The organism is Vibrio sp. Isolate32 (assembly GCF_022397955.1).
In the GTDB taxonomy this organism is placed as follows: Bacteria; Pseudomonadota; Gammaproteobacteria; order Enterobacterales; family Vibrionaceae; genus Vibrio.
Genome location: NZ_JAKEUQ010000021.1, coordinates 21,357 through 40,916, shown reverse-complemented (window position 1 = coordinate 40,916; position 19,560 = coordinate 21,357). Strand labels below are relative to the sequence as shown.

18 protein-coding genes are annotated in these 19,560 nt (G+C 44.2%); 10 read left to right on the top strand and 8 right to left on the bottom strand.

Annotated features, from left to right (window positions below; translation table 11 throughout):
- Window positions 1–144: 144 nt before the first annotated feature.
- The 3 genes from L1D11_RS15630 to L1D11_RS15620 form a co-directional block, all read right to left on the bottom strand.
- Window positions 145–765: a LysE family translocator gene (locus L1D11_RS15630; protein ID WP_239832967.1), complete on the bottom strand. Its 621-nt coding sequence runs from the start codon at window positions 763–765 to the stop codon at window positions 145–147.
- 208 nt (window positions 766–973) lie between these two features.
- The gene (locus L1D11_RS15625; RefSeq protein WP_239832966.1) at window positions 974–2,260 is read right to left on the bottom strand and encodes a DEAD/DEAH box helicase; all 1,287 of its coding nucleotides are present in this window, start codon (window positions 2,258–2,260) and stop codon (window positions 974–976) included.
- A 181-nt stretch (window positions 2,261–2,441) separates the two neighbouring features.
- Window positions 2,442–3,425, bottom strand: coding sequence for a GTP-binding protein (locus L1D11_RS15620; RefSeq protein ID WP_239832965.1), 984 nt, complete (start codon window positions 3,423–3,425; stop codon window positions 2,442–2,444).
- Between the two features lie 587 nt (window positions 3,426–4,012).
- On the opposite strand from L1D11_RS15620, the gene clcA reads away from it, so the two are divergent.
- Together clcA and L1D11_RS15610 are read left to right on the top strand one after the other, a co-directional pair.
- Window positions 4,013–5,419: a H(+)/Cl(-) exchange transporter ClcA gene (gene clcA / locus L1D11_RS15615; protein WP_239832964.1), complete on the top strand. Its 1,407-nt coding sequence runs from the start codon at window positions 4,013–4,015 to the stop codon at window positions 5,417–5,419.
- 248 nt (window positions 5,420–5,667) lie between these two features.
- The gene (locus tag L1D11_RS15610) at window positions 5,668–6,615 is read left to right on the top strand and encodes a TDT family transporter (protein WP_239832973.1); all 948 of its coding nucleotides are present in this window, start codon (window positions 5,668–5,670) and stop codon (window positions 6,613–6,615) included.
- 139 nt (window positions 6,616–6,754) lie between these two features.
- Here L1D11_RS15610 and hmpA read toward each other — a convergent pair whose 3' ends face one another.
- A complete protein-coding gene (gene hmpA, locus L1D11_RS15605; RefSeq protein WP_239832963.1) occupies window positions 6,755–7,951 on the bottom strand; it encodes an NO-inducible flavohemoprotein in 1,197 nt (398 codons plus the stop codon).
- Between the two features lie 368 nt (window positions 7,952–8,319).
- Between hmpA and norR the strand changes: the two genes are divergently transcribed.
- Window positions 8,320–9,912 (top strand): nitric oxide reductase transcriptional regulator NorR, encoded by a 1,593-nt coding sequence (norR, locus tag L1D11_RS15600; RefSeq protein WP_239832962.1) that lies wholly within the window; start codon window positions 8,320–8,322, stop codon window positions 9,910–9,912.
- 89 nt (window positions 9,913–10,001) lie between these two features.
- Window positions 10,002–10,361, top strand: a complete 360-nt coding sequence (locus tag L1D11_RS15595; RefSeq protein WP_239862615.1) for a glutaredoxin — start codon at window positions 10,002–10,004, stop codon at window positions 10,359–10,361.
- Between the two features lie 102 nt (window positions 10,362–10,463).
- Here the strand turns inward: L1D11_RS15595 and L1D11_RS15590 are convergent, their stop codons facing one another.
- The gene (locus L1D11_RS15590) at window positions 10,464–11,102 is read right to left on the bottom strand and encodes an OmpA family protein (RefSeq protein ID WP_239832960.1); all 639 of its coding nucleotides are present in this window, start codon (window positions 11,100–11,102) and stop codon (window positions 10,464–10,466) included.
- A gap of 258 nt (window positions 11,103–11,360) precedes the next feature.
- On the opposite strand from L1D11_RS15590, the gene L1D11_RS15585 reads away from it, so the two are divergent.
- The 6 genes from L1D11_RS15585 to L1D11_RS15560 all read left to right on the top strand — a co-directional run bounded on the left by L1D11_RS15585 (window position 11,361) and on the right by L1D11_RS15560 (window position 16,935).
- Window positions 11,361–11,987 carry a thioredoxin domain-containing protein gene (locus L1D11_RS15585; RefSeq protein WP_239862613.1) on the top strand — a complete coding sequence of 209 codons (627 nt, stop codon included), beginning with the start codon at window positions 11,361–11,363 and terminating at the stop codon, window positions 11,985–11,987.
- Window positions 11,988–12,043: 56 nt separating this feature from the next.
- Window positions 12,044–12,517: an FKBP-type peptidyl-prolyl cis-trans isomerase gene (locus L1D11_RS15580; RefSeq protein WP_076651142.1), complete on the top strand. Its 474-nt coding sequence runs from the start codon at window positions 12,044–12,046 to the stop codon at window positions 12,515–12,517.
- A gap of 170 nt (window positions 12,518–12,687) precedes the next feature.
- Window positions 12,688–13,278 carry a TetR/AcrR family transcriptional regulator gene (locus L1D11_RS15575; protein ID WP_239832958.1) on the top strand — a complete coding sequence of 197 codons (591 nt, stop codon included), beginning with the start codon at window positions 12,688–12,690 and terminating at the stop codon, window positions 13,276–13,278.
- 145 nt (window positions 13,279–13,423) lie between these two features.
- A complete protein-coding gene (locus tag L1D11_RS15570; RefSeq protein WP_239832957.1) occupies window positions 13,424–14,455 on the top strand; it encodes an NADP-dependent oxidoreductase in 1,032 nt (343 codons plus the stop codon).
- A 24-nt stretch (window positions 14,456–14,479) separates the two neighbouring features.
- A complete protein-coding gene (locus L1D11_RS15565) occupies window positions 14,480–15,100 on the top strand; it encodes a glutathione S-transferase (protein WP_239832956.1) in 621 nt (206 codons plus the stop codon).
- A gap of 152 nt (window positions 15,101–15,252) precedes the next feature.
- Window positions 15,253–16,935 carry an RluA family pseudouridine synthase gene (locus tag L1D11_RS15560; RefSeq protein WP_239862611.1) on the top strand — a complete coding sequence of 561 codons (1,683 nt, stop codon included), beginning with the start codon at window positions 15,253–15,255 and terminating at the stop codon, window positions 16,933–16,935.
- A gap of 133 nt (window positions 16,936–17,068) precedes the next feature.
- Here L1D11_RS15560 and L1D11_RS15555 read toward each other — a convergent pair whose 3' ends face one another.
- The 3 genes from L1D11_RS15555 to L1D11_RS15545 all read right to left on the bottom strand — a co-directional run bounded on the left by L1D11_RS15555 (window position 17,069) and on the right by L1D11_RS15545 (window position 19,488).
- Window positions 17,069–17,362, bottom strand: a complete 294-nt coding sequence (locus L1D11_RS15555; RefSeq protein ID WP_239832954.1) for a YkgJ family cysteine cluster protein — start codon at window positions 17,360–17,362, stop codon at window positions 17,069–17,071.
- Between the two features lie 164 nt (window positions 17,363–17,526).
- The gene (locus L1D11_RS15550; RefSeq protein ID WP_239832953.1) at window positions 17,527–18,711 is read right to left on the bottom strand and encodes a D-alanyl-D-alanine carboxypeptidase family protein; all 1,185 of its coding nucleotides are present in this window, start codon (window positions 18,709–18,711) and stop codon (window positions 17,527–17,529) included.
- A gap of 186 nt (window positions 18,712–18,897) precedes the next feature.
- Window positions 18,898–19,488 carry a DUF4136 domain-containing protein gene (locus L1D11_RS15545; protein ID WP_239832952.1) on the bottom strand — a complete coding sequence of 197 codons (591 nt, stop codon included), beginning with the start codon at window positions 19,486–19,488 and terminating at the stop codon, window positions 18,898–18,900.
- Window positions 19,489–19,560: the final 72 nt, after the last annotated feature.

Below are 19,560 nucleotides of genomic sequence, written 5' to 3'. Positions count from 1 at the left end.
ATCGCTCTTTTCTATTCTGTTCAATCTTCGATTTACGTAAGAATCCGAGTCTCAAAACTCATCATCGGCACAAGCTCTCGTCATCCTCGAAATGGTGGAACGACTGAGCCGGGGAGCTATCTACTCGTTGTCGTTAAAACAGAATTAACTCACAAACAACCACACACCAACGCCCATCATCAGCGTGCCAGCAATCCGGTTCATCAACTTCACGTTATCCGCCTTACCTAGCATATGCTTGAGGCTCTTACCGCCTGTCGCGTACAAAGTCATGCAAACAAATTCAGAAGCCAAGATAATAGACACCAGAACCATCAACTGAGGCGCTAAATCTTTACTGCTGTTGATAAAAGGAGGAAGCAGAGAAATCATAAATGCCCAACCCTTCGGGTTCGCAATCGCAGTCACAAAGCCTTGAACAATCAGATCCCAGTCATTATTTACTTTGGTATTTTGAATGTCAGTACTGATGGCCAGCTTGCCTCTCGAGCGCCACATCTGAACACCCAGGTAGAACAAGTAAGCTGCGCCAACAAACTTAAATCCAGTAAATAACCATGGGTAATTCAGCATGATAGAGGCAATGCCTAGAACTGCAGCAACCGAAACCACAGCGACGCCAGCTAGCTCACCAATCATCATCCATAATGTGCGCTTATAGCCAATACTCATACCAAGCGTTAAGGCCAAAGTCATGCACATGCCTGGGGTGATTGAAACAAAGAAAAACGTGGGGATGAAAGCCAAAAATAGTGCGCTATCCATATTATTACCTTACTGCCTTGTTACTGCTTGAAACTCACTGTTTCCCGATTGAGAAGCAGTTCACTGAAAATTGGAAGATTGAAAAATCGATGATCACAAACGCCAGAATAAGCATTTATGTATAGCAACCGAGTTTATAAATAACACCTCGCCCCAAAACGCAAAAGAGCCACAATACAGAGGCTCTTTTCCATAACCAACTGTAATTTTACTTACGACGGTTTTTAATTCGCTTCATCATCGCTAGACGACGTTCTGCACTTGCTTGATCTTGTGGTGTATCGTTCGCGTTGTTCTTACGACCTTGGCGGTTTTTATATGCCGCTTTCGTGTTTAGCTTCTCGATATAAGCATCACGCTTCTTAGGTTCGTAACCTGGTTGCTCAACACGACGAATACGTTGTTGAATCAGTTTCTCAACCTGAACCACAGTTAACTCTTCTTCGCGGTTAACGAAAGAGACAGCATGACCTTGCTTACCTGCACGACCAGTACGGCCGATACGGTGAACGTAATCTTCCGCTAAGAAAGGCATGTCGTAGTTAATCACGTGTGGTAAGTCTTCAATATCGAGACCACGAGCTGCAACATCGGTTGCTACCATTACACGTGCTTTACCTTCCTTAAAGTCATCTAAAGCACGACGACGAGCACTTTGTGCTTTATCACCGTGACACAGTACAGCTTTAATACCGTCTAGTTTAAGCTCTTTAACCACTTCATTTGCGGTTTCTTTGTAGTTCACAAACACTAGTACTTGGCGCCAGTTTTTACGGCCAATCAGCTCAGAAAGTAGCTCTGTTTTACGCTCTTGATCCACAGGGTAAACTACGTGGCCTACCGTTGCAGCCGTTGAGTTTTCACGCTCTACACTGATACGTTTTGGCTTACGTAAGATATCAACCGACAATTGGTTTAACTGCGTTGATGTAGTCGCAGAGAACATCATAATTTGTGGAGAAGTTTCTACATCCAACATGATCTTGCGAACCGCATTGATAAAGCCCATATCTAAGATACGGTCAGCCTCATCAAATACTAGGAATTCTAAGTTAGCAATAGACACGTTACCCGCTTCTAAGTGCTCTTCTAAACGGCCTGGCGTCGCAACCAGAATATCCACACCCAGTTCTAATTGGCGAACCTGTGAAGACATCTTGTTACCGCCGTAAACCGCAGAAACGCTTAGTTCTGTGTATTTAACGTAGTCTTTAATGTTTTGAGCAATCTGCGCTGCTAGCTCACGAGTTGGAGCTAAAATAAGGCCGCGAGCCGTTCCTCGAGATGCTTTTTTACCGCTGTTCAGTAAATGCTGGATAACAGGCAATGAGAATGCCGCTGTTTTACCTGTGCCGGTTTGAGCAGTAGCAAAAATATCATGGCCTTTACGAGCCATTGGAATTGCTTTTTGTTGAATTGGAGTGAGTTTTTCATAACCACACTCAGTCAGCGCTTTGACTAATTCAGGAGCAAAACCTTGAGAGGAAAATGACATTGTTACGAGTTCCTTAAGCAGACAGCCTACATTCTTATTTCAGCCGAGCACTATAAAGTAATTAGAGTGATTTATCTCACATTTATCGTGATATAACGCAAATTTTCTCACTTAATCTGGTGTTTACCACGCGAGCCGCGAAGCAAACACCCAATTATTAGGCTCAAACAGAGAATAAACCCTATTTGATGCCACACAACTTGAGCAAGATCTGCTCTAGATCGCCCCAAGGCATAAGCTGTGAGTCGATAACTTCTAATCGTGATTCAAAGCCATCGAGTGTGATTTCATTGACTGACACTACTTGGTTTGCGACGTTGAAAGCAAAGCAACCTTGATCGGTGTTAACCACCGCTTTAACGCGCTCAGCCGTTAAATCAGACAGCATTGAGAATAGCGCATCGAAGTCGAATTTATACTCTGCACCAAACAACCAACCACAGCTAAAGTAACCCTGTCCTTTGTTTTCCTTACGGATGAATGCTTCGCCCGGAGGAAGCTCGAATTGAGGTTCTTGTTCAGCGTGATCATGATGATGCGATTCAATACGAGTTGAAGCAGTGCCGTGCACACGTTCGATGTCCAACACTTCTAGAGGCACTTCACCATCATGAATCAACTTATGGAATACTTTCGCTGGCGTTTGATCCGTTACCCAATCGTTAAATACATCGATGTCTTCAGAGTGAACAAGGTCAACTTTAGTACCAAGAATCACATCGGCACTGTCTAACTGATCATTAAAGTTCTGGTTAGATGTGTATTTTTCATTGGATAAGTTACGCGGATCTACTAGACCTAGCGTCGCTTTAAGATCCACGTATGGCGTGTATTGTTCTGAAGTCAGGGTCGCAATAACCTGCTTTGGATGTCCTAGGCCTGTTGGCTCAATCAGTAAACGGTCTGGCTTTTGACGAAGCAACGCATTAATACCCACCGACATCGGCACGCCAGCAGTACAACACATGCAGCCGCCCGGTACTTCTTTAATCAAAGCGCCTTGATCTGTCATCAATGCACCATCAATACCAATCTCACCGAACTCATTAACCAGAACAGCCCAGTTTTCATTCTCAGGTTTATTTTTCAATAGGTTCAAGATAGCAGTCGTCTTACCAACACCTAAGAAACCCGTAATTATGTTCGTAGGAACTTTTTTGGTCATATCAGTTCTCCTTTTCAAGGGAGTATATACTCAATCACCGAAAAGTTGACCCCGATCGCTTGTTTATACTTAGATTGATAAATTGAAAGTAAGCTCTAGACCAAGGAAAGTGAGACAAGAAGCTGGTGTACGTATTCGAAGGTTTGGCGCCAGGGAAAGGAAGTGCTTTTGGATGCTCCAAACAAACTAAAGGCGTACTTCAAGAGTACGCCTCACCCTCGTTACTCAATCGTGAGTTCGCGAATCAGGAAGTCTTAAATATCTACCTGAACATTTAACGAGGAACTAAAACTTTGTATTTTTGAATCCATCCAAATTGTGTGTAAAACCTCATGTCTCCTTGCGGCTCGTTATGTTGCTTTACGGTTTAACTATGGTTCATTTTGATGTTAATTCAAGTTACCGCTGTAGATTCGATCAAAATTGTGACGGCAATTCCACTATATTCATTCTTTATACAATCTATTTGTGTAATACACTCCTTTCATAAATGGAATTAAACTTTGCATCTTTGTTGCTAAGGGATAAGCAGAGTAGGCGTATAATTTACTTAAGCCCCGCCACATCAACTCAGGAACCAAACTTCAATGACCAATAGAGAGAAATTTAAGCAGTCCCTTTTAACAAAAATGCCAAAGGGTGCTATCAACCAATTTCTTTCTAGAGACAAAGCTCCCGTTTCAGTTCTCATCCTTTCTTGCCTTGTTGGTATCCTTGCGGGTGTTGTTGGTACCTACTTCGAAGTCGCGGTACATTTCATAACAGAAACACGTACCGACTGGCTGAAAGATGAGCTGGGCAACCATCTACCACTTTGGTTATCTGCGTTTCTTATCAGTGCAGCCTTTGCTTTCATCGGCTATTTTCTCGTGCACCGCTTTGCCCCGGAAGCCGCAGGATCCGGTATCCCTGAGATTGAAGGCGCGATGGATGGGATGCGTCCGGTTCGTTGGTGGCGAGTTCTACCTGTGAAGTTCTTTGGCGGTATGGGCGCATTAGGTTCAGGCATGGTTTTAGGTCGTGAAGGGCCAACCGTGCAAATGGGTGGCAGCATTGGTCGTATGGTCACTGACATCTTCCGTGTTAAAGACGATGACAGTCGACACTCACTGCTTGCCTCTGGTGCCGCAGGCGGATTGGCAGCCGCATTCAATGCACCATTGGCTGGAATCATGTTCGTTGTTGAAGAGATGCGCCCCCAGTTCCGCTACTCTCTCATTTCTATCAAAGCCGTTATCATTTCTGCCGTTTCAGCCAACATTGTATTTCGCTCTATCAATGGGCAGTCAGCTGTCATTACTATGCCTCAATATCAACAACCAGAGCTGAGCGCCCTTTGGTTATTCTTGTTATTGGGCGTACTGTTCGGAATGTTTGGTGTAATCTTCAATAAACTGATCACCCTTTCACAAGACATGTTTGTCGCAATACATAAGAACGACCGCAAACGTTACTTGATGACAGGTACATTACTCGGTGGTTGCTTTGGCTTATTGCTTCTCTACATCCCAGAATTGACTGGCGGTGGTATCGGTATTATCCCAAATGTCACCAACGGTAATTACAGCACCAACATATTGCTGCTTATTTTCCTAGGACGTGTACTTACCACTCTGCTCTGTTTCGGCTCTGGTGCGCCGGGTGGTATTTTCGCTCCTATGCTAGCACTGGGTACACTCTTCGGTTATGCATTTGGGCTTATCGCGGCTGCATTCTTCCCTGAACTAAATATAGAACCAGGTATGTTTGCTATTGCAGGTATGGGGGCACTGTTCGCAGCAACTGTACGCGCACCGATTACAGGTATACTACTGGTTATCGAAATGACCCATAACTATTACCTGATCTTACCTTTGATCATTACCTGCCTTGGTGCCGTTATCTTTGCGCAAATGCTTGGTGGCCAACCAATCTACAGCCAACTACTGAACCGCACGCTTAAGAACGAGAAGTTAAGACAACAAGACCTCCCTCAACAAGAGGAAGTTCGCTAATGACAAATGACTCATAGAACAAAAGCACACATTCAACGTGCTTAATGTCCCGATTCCGCATCAAAGTCAAAAAAGCAAACGTTAAAGTTGCTATCATCCACTCAAAATTAGTTGAGCGCCCTCAACAGCTATTGATGCACAACTACACGTATCAAATAGAGCAAAAGTTCTATTGCTAACCATTGTTTTATAAGTCACTAATTTGGAGCAAGTCGTTGAACTGGAGAAGGTTGACCCAAGTAAAAAACGTGCCGCCATCTCAGGCATCTTTAGCACTTGGTGTTATAGGTCTAGGACAAGCTTGGGCTTTATATATCCCAGGCATAGGTGAGATTATTCGCCCCTACCTCGCTTCACTTGGTGCGCTGCTTCTGTTACCTGTTTTACTTCGTTATCTCACAAGTTTTAATACCTTCATCAATGATATTCGTCACCCGCTTAGTGGAAGCTTGATGGCACCAATGAGCATGGCACTATTGATCCTATGTGACTATTTGGCCGAAATATCACCGATAATCGCCTATCCGATCTGGTTCTGCGCGCTGTTACTTCATTTTTCGATGATGGTGTTGTTCTTCGGTTTCCAGATCATCAATTTCAAGATGTCTAATATCGTTCCAAGCTGGTTCCTATACCCTGTGGGGTTGATTAGTAGTTCGCTGGCGGGCACCCAATTTGGACACACAGTGTTTTCAGAAACACTTGCAGCAAGCTGTATCGGTATCTACTTCTTCTTACTGCCTGTAGTGCTTTACCGCTTGGTGTTTGAAGGGAACCTAACTCGTAGAGCAAGACCTACACTAGCAATCATGGCGGCTCCGGTGAACTTGTCGCTTGCCGCTTACTTGGTTAATTTCGACCACCCCGACCCAATTCTAACAGGCGCTTTAGCGGGTATCGCGATTACCATGACGTTGCTGATCTACTTGTGCTACGTAAGGCTCATGCGACTGAAGTTCCAACCTTCCATCGCAGCGGTAACCTTTCCATCAGTGATCAGTGCTATCGCTATGCATCGGTTAACCACCTTTTTCGGGGCCGAATATCCACAGTGGTACTGGTTACATAAATTTGGTTTCTTCGAACTTACCATCGCAACCATCCTAGTGATTTGGGTTGCAGGCGGTTACGTGAAAATGTATTGGCCGGAGCTTTTTGATACCAACTACATGTCAAAGAAAATTAAGCGTTCTTAACCAATTCAAATAACACTTTCTAGCTCGCTGAATCTGCGGTTCTGCACAAAACAAAAAAAAGGCCTCACACTGTAAGGCCTTTTGATTGGGCAAGGTTTTTAATAGATCAGGCGAGTGTTAACACAACTACCTTGAGCTCTTAGAAGTTAGCGTGAGGGCCAAATACTTCGTAGTGAACACGAGAGCGGTCAACTTTAAGTGCGTCTAGCTGCTCAACAATATTCTTCATGAAGCCTACAGGGCCACAGATGTAAAAATCGCTGTCTTTGAATCCTTCAGTATCAGAGATCGAAGCAAGATCCATTTGACCTTCGTGCGTATTCTCACACGCAGATGCTTCTTTGTTCATGTACCATGTCTTCGCAGACCAGCCTTTATCGGCAACGATGTCTTTCACACGTTTAGTGAATGAGTGTTGGCCTTCATTTTCACAAGCATGCAGGTAAAGCACTGGCTCGTTTTTCTCTTCAGTATTCAGGAACTCAAGCATTGACTGCATTGGCGTTACACCAACACCTGCAGAGATAAGCGTTACTGACTTACTGCGCTCTTGATACATAAAGTCACCCGCCGGAGCGTAAAGGCTCACTTCATCACCGATAGCAACCATGTCGTGTAGGTGGTTAGAAACCACGCCCTGTGTTTCTTGGCCATGGCCTTCACGCTTCACAGAGATGCGATATTGCTTACCGTTCGGCTTGTCTGATAGTGAGTATTGACGAATTTCACTGTATTGCGAGCCTTCTGGCTTAACTTCGATACCGATGTATTGACCAGGCGTGTAATCTAGAACGTCACCACCATCTTTTGGTTGTAGAATAAAGCTTGTTACTAGTGCTGATTCTTCAATCTTGTCTGCAATCACGAATGTACGTGCCGCTTCCCAACCGCCAACAGCCTGTTTACGTTGTAGGTAAAGTTCAGCTTCACGATCGATGAATACTTGAGCCAAGAAAAGGTAAGCCGCTGTCCATGCCTCTTCGACTTCAGGTGTAAACGCGTCCGTTGCCAATTCGCGTAGTGTTTCAATCAAGTGTAAACCAACAATTTGGTAGTGTTCTGGTTGAATGTTAAAACTTGTATGTTTGTGAGCAATGCGTTCAACCGCTGTTGTTAACGCTGCTAGGTTTTCAATGTTCTTTGCATATGCCGCGATAGCTTCAAACAGCGCTACGCCTTGGCGACCTGTTCTTTGGTGAGTCATATTGAAGATATCTTTTAACTCAGGGTTATGCGTGAACATACGTTGATAAAAATGCTGAGTTAAAGCTGGGCCTGCGATCTCAAGTAGAGGAATAGTAGATTTGATGATTTCGATATGTGCATTGTTAAGCATGAATTTACTCCGAACACTGAGCCTTATGACCTATATGTCATTTTGACTACTGAAAATTTAAGAATGACTTATCGATTTTCTGAAACGTTAGTTATTTTTAGAAGCCGAGTTATTTTGACTCACTTTTGTTTCAAAAAATCGTGGAACCTAATTAATGCAGCTCGATTGATTGAGATCAAGAATAACCTTTCCAATCAGCGTTATAATACGTATTCCACGACTCTCATTGCACATTCAGTGCCAAGTTTATCAATCCCCGTCATTACTGGTTTTATTCTCAAGACCCATCTTATAAAAATGTCAAAAAGACCTTTTTTTTAAGTCTAAAAGACTCTATGATGTAGATAAACACACCGTTAGACTTTTTTATGCAAGATATCTCCGCATCTACCCTCATGGAAATGACCATTGGCCTCGCGAGTGGTGTGAACGATCAAGATCGTTTTAATCGCCTTATCGATGCCATTCGTAAAACCATAACCTGTGATTGTGTCGCGCTTTTAAGCCTTCAAGGTGACACTTTAGTCCCTATTGCAATGCAAGGGCTTAGCCGAGATACATTCGGTCGTCGCTTTATTATTTCAGAACACCCTCGTTTTGAAGAAATCTGCGCGTCTCGCTCTCCTGTTCGTTTCGATGCCGACAGCTCCCTACCCGATCCTTTCGATGGTTTGCTTATTGACCATGATGGCGATCTGCCAATGCACGCTTGCATGGGCCTACCTTTGCTCTTTGGCGACAAGTTATTAGGGGTTCTAACTCTAGATAGCCTAAAACCTGATGTCTTCGCTAATATCCCGGCTCGCAACCTTGAAGTACTGGCTGCTATTGCGGCGTCATCCATGCAAATGGCACTGACCTTCTCGCAACTTGAACATCAAGCAAAACAGTCAAAACAATTACTGGAAGAGTTGAATGTAGAGTCATGGGAGCGTGACGGCGGCGAGTTGATTGGTAACAGTGACACCATGGTCGCGCTTAAGAACGACATCGCAGTTGTTGCACCGTCTGAGTTTAATATCTTGATTCACGGTGACACGGGGGTTGGTAAGGAGCTAGTAGCTCGTACCCTGCACCACCAATCAAAACGTCAACGTAACCCGCTGGTCTACGTAAACTGTGCTGCTATTCCTGAAAACTTAGTTGAGAGTGAATTGTTTGGTCACGTACGTGGTGCATTTACGGGTGCAGACAAAAACCGATTAGGTAAATTTGCTTTAGCCGATGGTGGAACACTGTTCCTTGATGAGATTGGCGAGTTGCCTTTAGCCGCACAAAGTAAACTACTGCGTGCTCTACAAAACAACGAAATCCAACCGGTTGGCCAAGACAACATTCAAACCATTGATGTGCGAGTATTGGCAGCAACTAACCGAGATCTAAAGCAAGAAGTTGAAGACGGCCGATTCAGAGCCGATTTATACCACCGATTGAGTGTGTACCCTATCGCGGTGCCAGCACTGAAAGATCGTGGTGACGACATCAGCCTACTAGCTGGTTTCTTCCTAGAACAAGCGCGTCGTAAGCTTGGTATCAACCAAGTTAAGTTCCGCTCTGACGTTCTTTCTTTCCTAAACCGTTATGGTTGGCCGGGTAACGTCCGTGAACTTGAGCACGTGATCAGCCGTTCAGCATTGAAAGCGTTAGCACGTAGTACCAATAAAAACTTGGTGACAATCACCAAAGAAGATTGTGGTCCTCTAGACCAAGATCAACCTATTGCGACTACACAAACGAAGAACACACCGTTATCAACGCCAACTATCGATCTTTCTGCAGGGCTACGTGGTGCAACGGATGATTTTCAACGCAGCATCATTACCGAGGTATTGGAAGATGCCAACTTTAACTGGGCACAAGCAGGGCGAGTTCTGAAAACAGACCGAGCGAACCTGACTAGACTATCTAAGCGTTTAGGGTTAAATGTGGCTAAGTCTCACACGATCGAACGGACAAAATAGATATTAGCAGTTTGTTGCGAGCATCTGACAAAACTTGTGTATATAATGCTGCAAATTGTAACGCTAATTTTAAATATGTAGAGAGAGTTATGAAGTTTATCCGTTGGTTCTTAGGTCGTGTCATCTTGTTATTGAATTTTGTTTTTAGCCCGCGTGGTGTGAAACGTTCTCAAGAAGAGCAAAACAAAGTGAATGAGCAAGCAAAAACGCACACGTTATACCAGTTCGAAGCGTGCCCATTTTGCGTGAAAGTGCGCCGCGCGATGAAACGTCAATCGGTTCAATTTGAACTTCGTGATGCAAAAAACAATGAACAACACCGTGCAGAGCTTGAAGCAGGCGGCGGTCGTGTAAAAGTGCCTTGTCTACGTATTGAGAAAGATGGCAAAACTGAGTGGATGTACGAGTCTTCAGACATCGTCGCTTACTTAGAAAAGCAGTTCGCATAAGCTAACAAGCTAAGAGAAAGTCAGATACAAAAAATCCCTCGAACGTGAGGGATTTTCTATGTCTGCTATTCGTGCTCTAATTTGAGAACAAAACGCTAAAACCTATTTCGCGACAATCAGCATCAGCTCAACTCGGCGATTACACGCCTTACCTTGCGGTGAAGCGTTGGTACACGCTGGAACATACTCACCAAAGCCGCGAGTATAAATAGAACGACTCGACACGTAATTGTTCTCTAGGCGAGCTTTCACCTCTTTTGCGCGCTGCTCTGATAAAGGATCATTGATACGATCTGTACCTGTATTATCGGTATGACCTTCAATCACGATATCGATGTCTTGCCGCTGAGAAAGGTAACTGCCTAAAGTATCCAACCATTGGTTGTAGGCTGGTTCAGGGAGTGCTGAACCCGTTTTAAAGCTCACGTGCTGTTCAAGCTTTACCATCACATGATTGCCCGGCAACACTTCAAAGTCGATACGGTTTTGTCTTAGAAAGACTTCCAGTGGATCGTTAGTCGATACACCACGTCCGTAGTTGGTAGTAATGGTTCTTTGATAATGAGTAGTACTGTTCTGGATAGAGTAACCACGATTACTTGCTACATGAGTCGTTTGAACCACACCCCACTCAGGGTGCATCAAGTCATAATCGGTTTGTGGCGCAGTTTCTAGCATATCGTCACCTAACATGCCCGTTGGTAACGTCGTTTCACACCCAGCCAAAGCTATGCTTAACATTATCGCTAAATATCTCATTACTTCACCAACCACTCATGCAGATAAACCATTTACTAATGTCTATATCGGCACCGAGAGAAAAACTTTAGACAAAAAGAAAGCACATCAGAAAAAAGTGCGGTTGATCACAGTTAACCGTCAACTAGCCTGTCATCAACCGCTAGTTCGAACTGTTTGCATTTATTTACCTTATAATTGTTTTCCAAATCGTACTAAATAGTTAGAATCTCACGACTTCTCAACGCTAGAGCAAACATTATGTTTAAACCATTTACTAAATTCATCACAGCACTCGCTGCCGTACTTATTATCGCGGGTTGTAGCRAAACAGACGAGCCACAAAAAGGTGTCCAATACGAAGCGCTTCCTACTGCTCTAACTGAATTTAACCTGTCTCCGATCACTGAAATCTTCTCTCTTAACTGTGGTCACTGCCGTCAAATGGAAAGTGCAATCCCAGAGATTGAATCTCGGACAGACCAAACTATTGGCAAGATGCACGTGACGTTCAACGAAAGCGCTCAAATCAGCGCAATGATCTACTACACAGCAGTGATGCAGCTTAATGCGACGCCTCACCACGCGTTCATGGACGACCTATTTGGTGCCGTTCAAATGGGCGCAGACGCAACACCTCAGCAACGCCAACAAGCGCTAGAAACAGCGTTTACTTCTCGCGGTTTGGTTAGCCCATATCAATTGAACAAAGAACAACAAGTAACGCTTTTTGACTACGTTAAGAAGGCAGAGGAAGTTTCAGTAAAAGGTCAGATCAACTCAGTACCAACCTTTATCATCAACGGTAAATACCAAGTACTAACAGCAGGTCACCAAGACGTTGCTGGCATTGCAAAAACGATCAACTACCTTTTGACTCAACCATAATCGCGGCTTAGGCCCTTGATTTACATACTCAGCATTAATTATAAATAGGTTTTACTATGTCTAAATTTGTCATCCCGGTCATTGTCTTTCTTCTGGCGGGTTTCATGATTTACCGTACTTGGACGAATCATAAGTCTGGCGGAGAGAACTTCGAACAAGGCCAACAATTTCTGATTGAAAACGGCACTAAAGAAGGCGTGATTACGACTGAAAGCGGTCTTCAATACCTTGTTCTTGAAGAAGGTACAGGCACAGAGCACCCAACTAAGAACAGCAAAGTAACGGTTCACTACCACGGTACGTTGATCGACGGCACTGTTTTCGACAGCTCTGTTGAACGTGGCGAGCCAATCTCATTTGCCCTAAAGCAAGTAATCAAAGGCTGGCAAGAAGGTTTGACTTACATGGTTGAAGGCCAAAAAGTCCGCCTATTTATTCCAAGCACTCTAGCTTACGGTAAAGGCGGTTCAGGCCCTATTCCACCATCAGCTACATTGATTTTTGATGTTGAGTTAATCTCTATCCAATAATATAATCGCTATAAAACAAGCTTCTGATTTAAGCCCCAACATACGCGCTATGTTGGGGCTTTTTTATATGTGAACATTTGAAGGCACTTTAGTTACTTTAACAACGACCGAATATACCCTCAAAAATCGACCACTAGACGACTGGTCTAATTTAACTTATAGTACCGCCCATGAACGAAAAAACGAATGACACACGCCTACATGTTTTAGATGTTGGCTATCAACTAATAGTAAACAACGGCTTTAACGGCGTTGGCCTATCGCATTTGCTTAAAGAAGCGGACGTGCCGAAAGGATCGTTTTACCACTACTTTAAATCTAAAGAGCAATTTGGCGAGGCGTTGATTCAACACTATTTTGAAAACTACATCACTAAGATTGAAGCAATTTTAGTACATGGTGACGGTAATCATTACCAGCGAATCTTGAGCTATTTCTCGCTATGGGCGAAGACCGAAAACGGTATCTGTAATGCTCATAAATGCTTGGTCGTTAAACTCAGCGCGGAAGTTTCTGATCTTTCTGATCCTATGCGCCAAGCGCTATTAAAGGGTGCAGAAAAAGTAACGAATACCATCGAACGGTGCATTGTCGGCGGTATTGAAGATGGCTCGATAAGGGTTGAAGACAGCCATGAAGCAGCTCAGAACCTATATTCTATGTGGTTAGGCGCAAGCTTATTAAGCAAACTGAGCCAGAGTTCACATAGCTTACAATCAGCTTTGAGCCTTACCGAACGCATTTTAAAAAGTGAAAGCTAATAACGCGGAATGCGCTTTTACTTGCTTTAACTTAAAAGAAATCACCCGCCCTCTTATCAATTTGATGACGGCGGGATTTTTAGACAATAGGACTAGACGACTGGTCTAATTCTAGATAAACACAATATAAAATTAAGGACATCCAATGACTCAACAAGACAATCGTCGCACCGTATTGGCTTCTCGCCCTGTAGGTGCACCAACTCAAGATAACTTCCGCTTAGAAACCGTTGCTACACCAACAATCAACGATGGTGAAATGTTACTTCGCTCAGTTTACCTATCTCTCGACCCTTACATGCGTGGTCGTATGAATGATGCAAAATCTTACGCTGATCCGGTTGCAATTGATGAAGTGATGGTTGGTGCAACTGTGTGTCAGGTTGAAACATCAAACAACAGCGATTATGAAGTTGGCGAATGGGTCTTAGCTTACACAGGCTGGCAGGATTATGGCGTGTCGAACGGTGAAGGTCTTATCAAGCTAGGAAAAGAGCCTATTCACCCTTCTTACGCACTGGGCATCATGGGTATGCCAGGCTTTACCGCTTACATGGGTTTACTGGATATCGGCCAACCGAAAGAAGGCGACACGTTAGTGGTAGCGGCTGCAACGGGCCCAGTAGGCGCTACTGTTGGACAAATTGGTAAACTAAAAGGTTGTCGTGTCATTGGTGTGGCCGGCGGTCAAGAGAAGTGTCAGTACGCGAAAGAGGTTCTTGGTTTTGATGAATGTATCGACCACAAGGCAGATGACTTCGCAGAGCAATTGGCGAAAGCGTGTGATAAAGGCATCGACGTTTACTTTGAAAACGTTGGCGGCAAGGTATTCGATGCAGTAATGCCTCTGCTTAATACAGGCGCTCGAATTCCTGTTTGTGGCCTTATCTCACAATACAATGCGACATCACTTCCTGAAGGTCCAGACCGCATGTCTAGCCTTATGGGTACACTTCTAGTTAAGCGTATTAAGATGCAAGGCTTCATCATTTTTGACGACTACGCGCACCGTTACAACGAGTTCGCAACTCAAATGACTGAATGGCTGTCTCAAGGAAAAATGCATTACCGTGAGCACTTGATTGAAGGTCTAGACGAAGCGCCACAAGCTTTCATGGGTCTGTTAGAAGGTCAGAACTTCGGCAAACTTGTTATCAAAACTAACGAACCAAAATAGCTCAAGGATAGAATAGGCAGAATTATGATTACATTACATCACCTGAACAAATCGCGTTCAAAGCGCATCGTCTGGCTACTCGAAGAGCTTGGTGTCGACTATAAAATTAAACCTTACCAACGAGACAGTGTCACGTTTTTAGCACCACCTGAACTGAAGTCTGTTCACCCTCTTGGCAAATCTCCAGTCATTGAAGATGATGGCGTGGTGATCAGCGAATCTGGCGCGATTACTGAGTACCTCATCGACAAGTTTGGCCAAGGTAAATTTGCACCAGCACGCGGCACAGCTGAATACGTTGAGTATTCTCAGTGGCTACACTTTGCTGAAAGTTCGGGCATCTTACCAATGCTGCTTAAGATCTTCGTGATGAAAGACGGCGCCGAAACAAACTTCCTTGGTGGTTATGCTGATGATGAAAATCAAAAAATACTAACCTTCGTTAACGAAGCACTCGAAGGCAAAACCTATCTTGTAGGCGACACACTCACGGGTGCAGATTTTATGATGTCGTTCATCGTTGAAATCGTCGGTAACTTTGGTGCTACTGCGCTCTACCCTAACATTGCTAAATACGGTGAGCTTTTGGCGAGCCACCCTGCTTACAAAAAGGCAGAACAACTCGAGTTAGAACACTCCAATTAATCGAGATTTAGTCTATTCAATGCTTCCATAGCGTGAACATGACTGTCTAAATGAAGCCAAAGCCGATTTATCTTTCGCTTTGGCTTCTCATTTACCTTCATTTCGACAACAATATCGAGCTCTAAACTGAATACCCATAGAGTTTGATCTTCATGTCAGCAAACCTTGCTCAATACACACCACTGCATACGTTAAACCAAACGGCGAATCAAAACATATCGCTGCCAGAGCGTTTTACATTTCCGTATTACTATACTCCGCACCCATTGTGTGAGATCGCAATGCAGCAGCTTCAACAGTCACTGCTTGACTGTAGTGTGAATGAAACATCACAAGGTAATCTTTATGCCGTTCTTCTGGTTCAATATCCTCGAACGCAAGAATTGGGCTACCTTTCTGCATATTCAGGTTTACAACTCGATTCGTCTTTAGAGTCTCAACTATCGAGCTTGAGCTTTGTTCCATCTGCATTTGATAAACAGCAGTTTGTAAACCAAAACACAGACAGCTTAACTCAACAAGCGACTCTAGCTGACGACATTGCTAACCTAGAGCACACTTACAACTTAGATGAACTGACATCAACGCTGATCGAACTTAAAAACGACGCGGGCAAAGTAATAGAAGCCTTTCAGCTCGCTATGGCCACCAACAAAGCACAGCGTGATGAGCTCAGAGAGCAAGCTAACCACGAGAAAGCACTAGGAAACCTAGAGTCTGCGGCCAACCTACTTAAGCAGTTAGGTAATCAAAGCAGCCAAGAGAAGCGCAACCTCAAAACACTTCGTATCCAGTGGAAACAGAAAATCGCTGAAAAACAATCACAAGTAGACGCTATCGAAAGCGAGCTTAAAAGCCGTAAGAACGACTGCCAGGCCATTTCTGCAGAGTTAGAAACACAGCGCTTGTCTCACTATCGTTTTATCAACCAAGCGGCAGAGTCAAAGAGTCTGCTTGAATTGTTAGATGGTAAAGACGCGCTTGAAGGCTCCGGAGATTGCTGCCTAACAAAGCTGCTTAACTTTGCCTTTGAACACGGCTTCAAACCGTTGGCTTTAGCCGAGTTTTGGTGGGGACTACCGCCAACAGATATTATACGACAACACGGAAACCTCTACCCGGTTTGCCAAAGTAAGAGCTTTGAGATCCTCGAACACCAGCTAAGTGGCATTGAGCTAGAAGATAATCCGCTTATCGTAAACCCTGCGGTCGGCAAGTCGTTTGATATTGTTTATGAAGACGAAGAGATCGTGGTCGTAAGCAAACCTGAAGAGTTCTTGTCTGTTCCTGGCAAGTTCATCGAAGACTCAGTGTATACACGTATCAAAACGCGCTACCCAGATGCAACCGGCCCTTTGATTATCCATAGATTGGATATGTCGACATCTGGCTTGTTGATCTTGGCGCTAACTGCCGAGTCCAACAAGCATATCCAAAAGCAGTTCATTGATAGAACGGTCGAAAAGCGTTACACCGCACTCCTTGATGGTGAAATAAATGGCGAATCTGGTGACATCAGCCTTCCTTTGCGTGGCGATATCACCGACAGACCAAGGCAGCTCGTTTGTCATGAACATGGGCGTAACGCAGAAACGCACTGGCAAGCGGTCAGCACCAATAACGGAAAAACAAAGGTGCACTTGTATCCTAAAACAGGCCGTACCCACCAGCTACGCGTACACTGCGCCCACCCACAAGGACTTGGCGTACCGATTCGTGGTGATGACCTATACGGCTATAAGCGCGAACGGCTGCACCTTCATGCGGGCTACCTAAAACTCATTCACCCAACAACCGGGGAATGGATGGAGTTTGAAGTGCCTTCTGAGTTCTAAATCGACTCGTTCTCACACAACACTAAATCAGTAAAACGAATCAGGGCTCTATATCAAATCGAGATATAAAGCCCTGACTTAAAAGAAATCGTACGTTGATTTAAAATATCGGTAAAGGAGGTAGAGCCGCTGTCTAACCCATCACCTCTTTACGCTGGTCGACACACTCAAACGAGCCCATTTCGAACTCACGGCAGATCCATGGTCGATTTTCGTAGATAGTGCACCTTAGCGTTTCTCTATCTACCGCTGAGCACCAACCATCATCCAAACGTTTCATGGTTTCACCGCCCCACTCATCGTAAGCAATATGCTCTTCTGGGACACCCGTATCTGTGATGATCATAACCTCTAAACGACAACAGCATGCCTGGCAATTGGCGCAAGTTACTTCAGGTTCGGTGATGTTCTTTATCTCTATGGTCATAAGTAACTACACTGCTAAATTTTGCGTATAGTAATCGAAACCATCAGCGACTGCTAATCAAGAACGTTATTCGCCTCGCTTTCTCCGGTTCTGGAACAACAAAGGGCGCTGTGATTAACTCACAGCGCCCAGTCGTTTTACTTTTCGTTCTGGTGCCAGTTTGCTTAGAACAGACTTGAGAAGAACAATTTAATGTAGTCCATCAAACGTTTGAACAAGCCACCCTGTTCAACCGATTCAAGTGCGATCAAAGGATGAGTTTGAACATCTTCACCATCAACCGTGTAATGAACGACACCTAAAATTTGACCTTCTGTAATCGGCGCTTTGAGTTCCGAGTTTAATTCAATAGATGCGGTAAGCTTTTTGCTATCTGACTTAGGTAGCGTGATAAACGTGTCTTCTGCAACCCCAAGCTTCAAAGTGTCTTGGTCACCAAACCACACTTTCTCTTCAGCCACTTGGTCGCCACCTTGGTGTACATTAAGCGTATCGAAGAATCGGAAACCGTAACTTAAAAGCTGCTTACTGTCTGACTCACGGCTTTTAACACTTGATGCGCCCATCACCACTGCAATAAGCCTCATTTTACCTTGTGTTGCAGAGCTCGCTAAGCTGTAGCCCGCACCCGAGGTGTAACCCGTTTTCATGCCATCAACCGTTAAACTTCTGTCACGGAGCAAGCCATTACGGTTATGTTGCGTGATACCGTTGTAACTGAAAGAACGCTCACTGTATAAGCCATAGACATCTGGAAGATCTTTAATGATTGCTCGACCAAGCATTGCGATATCGTAAGGCGTTGAATATAAGTCATCAGCGTCTAAACCATGCGCATTTGCAAAGTGAGTATTTTCCAATTTAAGTGAAGCAGCCCAAGAGTTCATCAAATCAACAAAGGCATCTTGAGAACCTGCTACATGCTCTGCTATCGCAACACTGGCATCGTTACCCGATTGAATAATCAAGCCTCGATATAGATCCATCATCGCGACGTCGGTATTAACTTCAATAAACATTTTTGAAGAGTCAGGAAAATTCTTTGCCCAAGCGTTTTCACTGATTCTGACTTTATCATCTGCGGAGATATTGCCTCGCTTCATCTCCTGACCTGCCACGTAGCTGGTCATCAGTTTGGTCAAGCTTGCTGGGTTCAACTTGGTATGTGCGTTTTTTTCGACAAGCACATCACCAGAATTAAAGTCGATTAACACATACCCTTTCGCGCCCAAACTAGGCGGAGCCGGTACTATAGAAGGGGCGGCGATAGCTGCTGTGCTAACCATCGCTGCGTTACTTACAATGAATATACTTAATAGAGGGAGAGAGTATTTGGAGAACAGTTTCATTGAATTAAACCTAAGTTAACGTTTTGACTAGTATAGACAAATGCTAGCAAAAGAAGCGCGAACTTTACGTTGCTTTACGCAAATGTACCTTTAGTTACAAATAAAAAAGTATATTCTGCGATCTGTTCATTTTCCCGACCATTAATATTGACCAAGCAAATACTCTCCACTCTTAGTATTTGCTATTTATCTCTCTGGCATTTGTCTAAATAGCATCTCCACAAAACTAGAAATTCGTTCTTTGCTCTCACTTGCTTCAAGATCGGCCTGAATGCCCGTTTGCGCTAGCGCTCGCCACTGGATCACCTGAGAGTTTGGCACTGAAAACATGATGTATAGAGAGCCTTTTTCGGCGAGTTTGCCCTTTCCATCATAGAATGGAACACCTGTAGAGAGCTGAACCGCATCGAAAATGGAGTTGTCATTCAGCTCTGACTCTTCGGCTAGGCCAAAGCCAACCACCACGTCACCAACACCCCCACCTTGCTCTAAGCGGTACCCTTTTTCAGTTAGCTGCTCTTCAATCGCATCACGTACCATGTCAGTCACGACGGTTTCATTGTATTTCTTAGAGAGATATACCTGTTCTGATTGTGGGTGCCATGAATAAGTCGTGACGCCATTTTTCATAAACTCGAAGTCACCGCTGGTTACTACACCATAATCGTGCACTGGCAGTTGCTCTTGGGTCGTACATGCTGTCAGCCCAATGCTCATCAAGGTCACAAGCACAGCGGCCTTTATGCTTTTTGTTGCACAAATGGATCGTTTTATCATGGTTAGAGCCTTTACCTATACATCAATAACTATCAATTTAACCACCAACATAAACGGTAATTATGTTAAGCA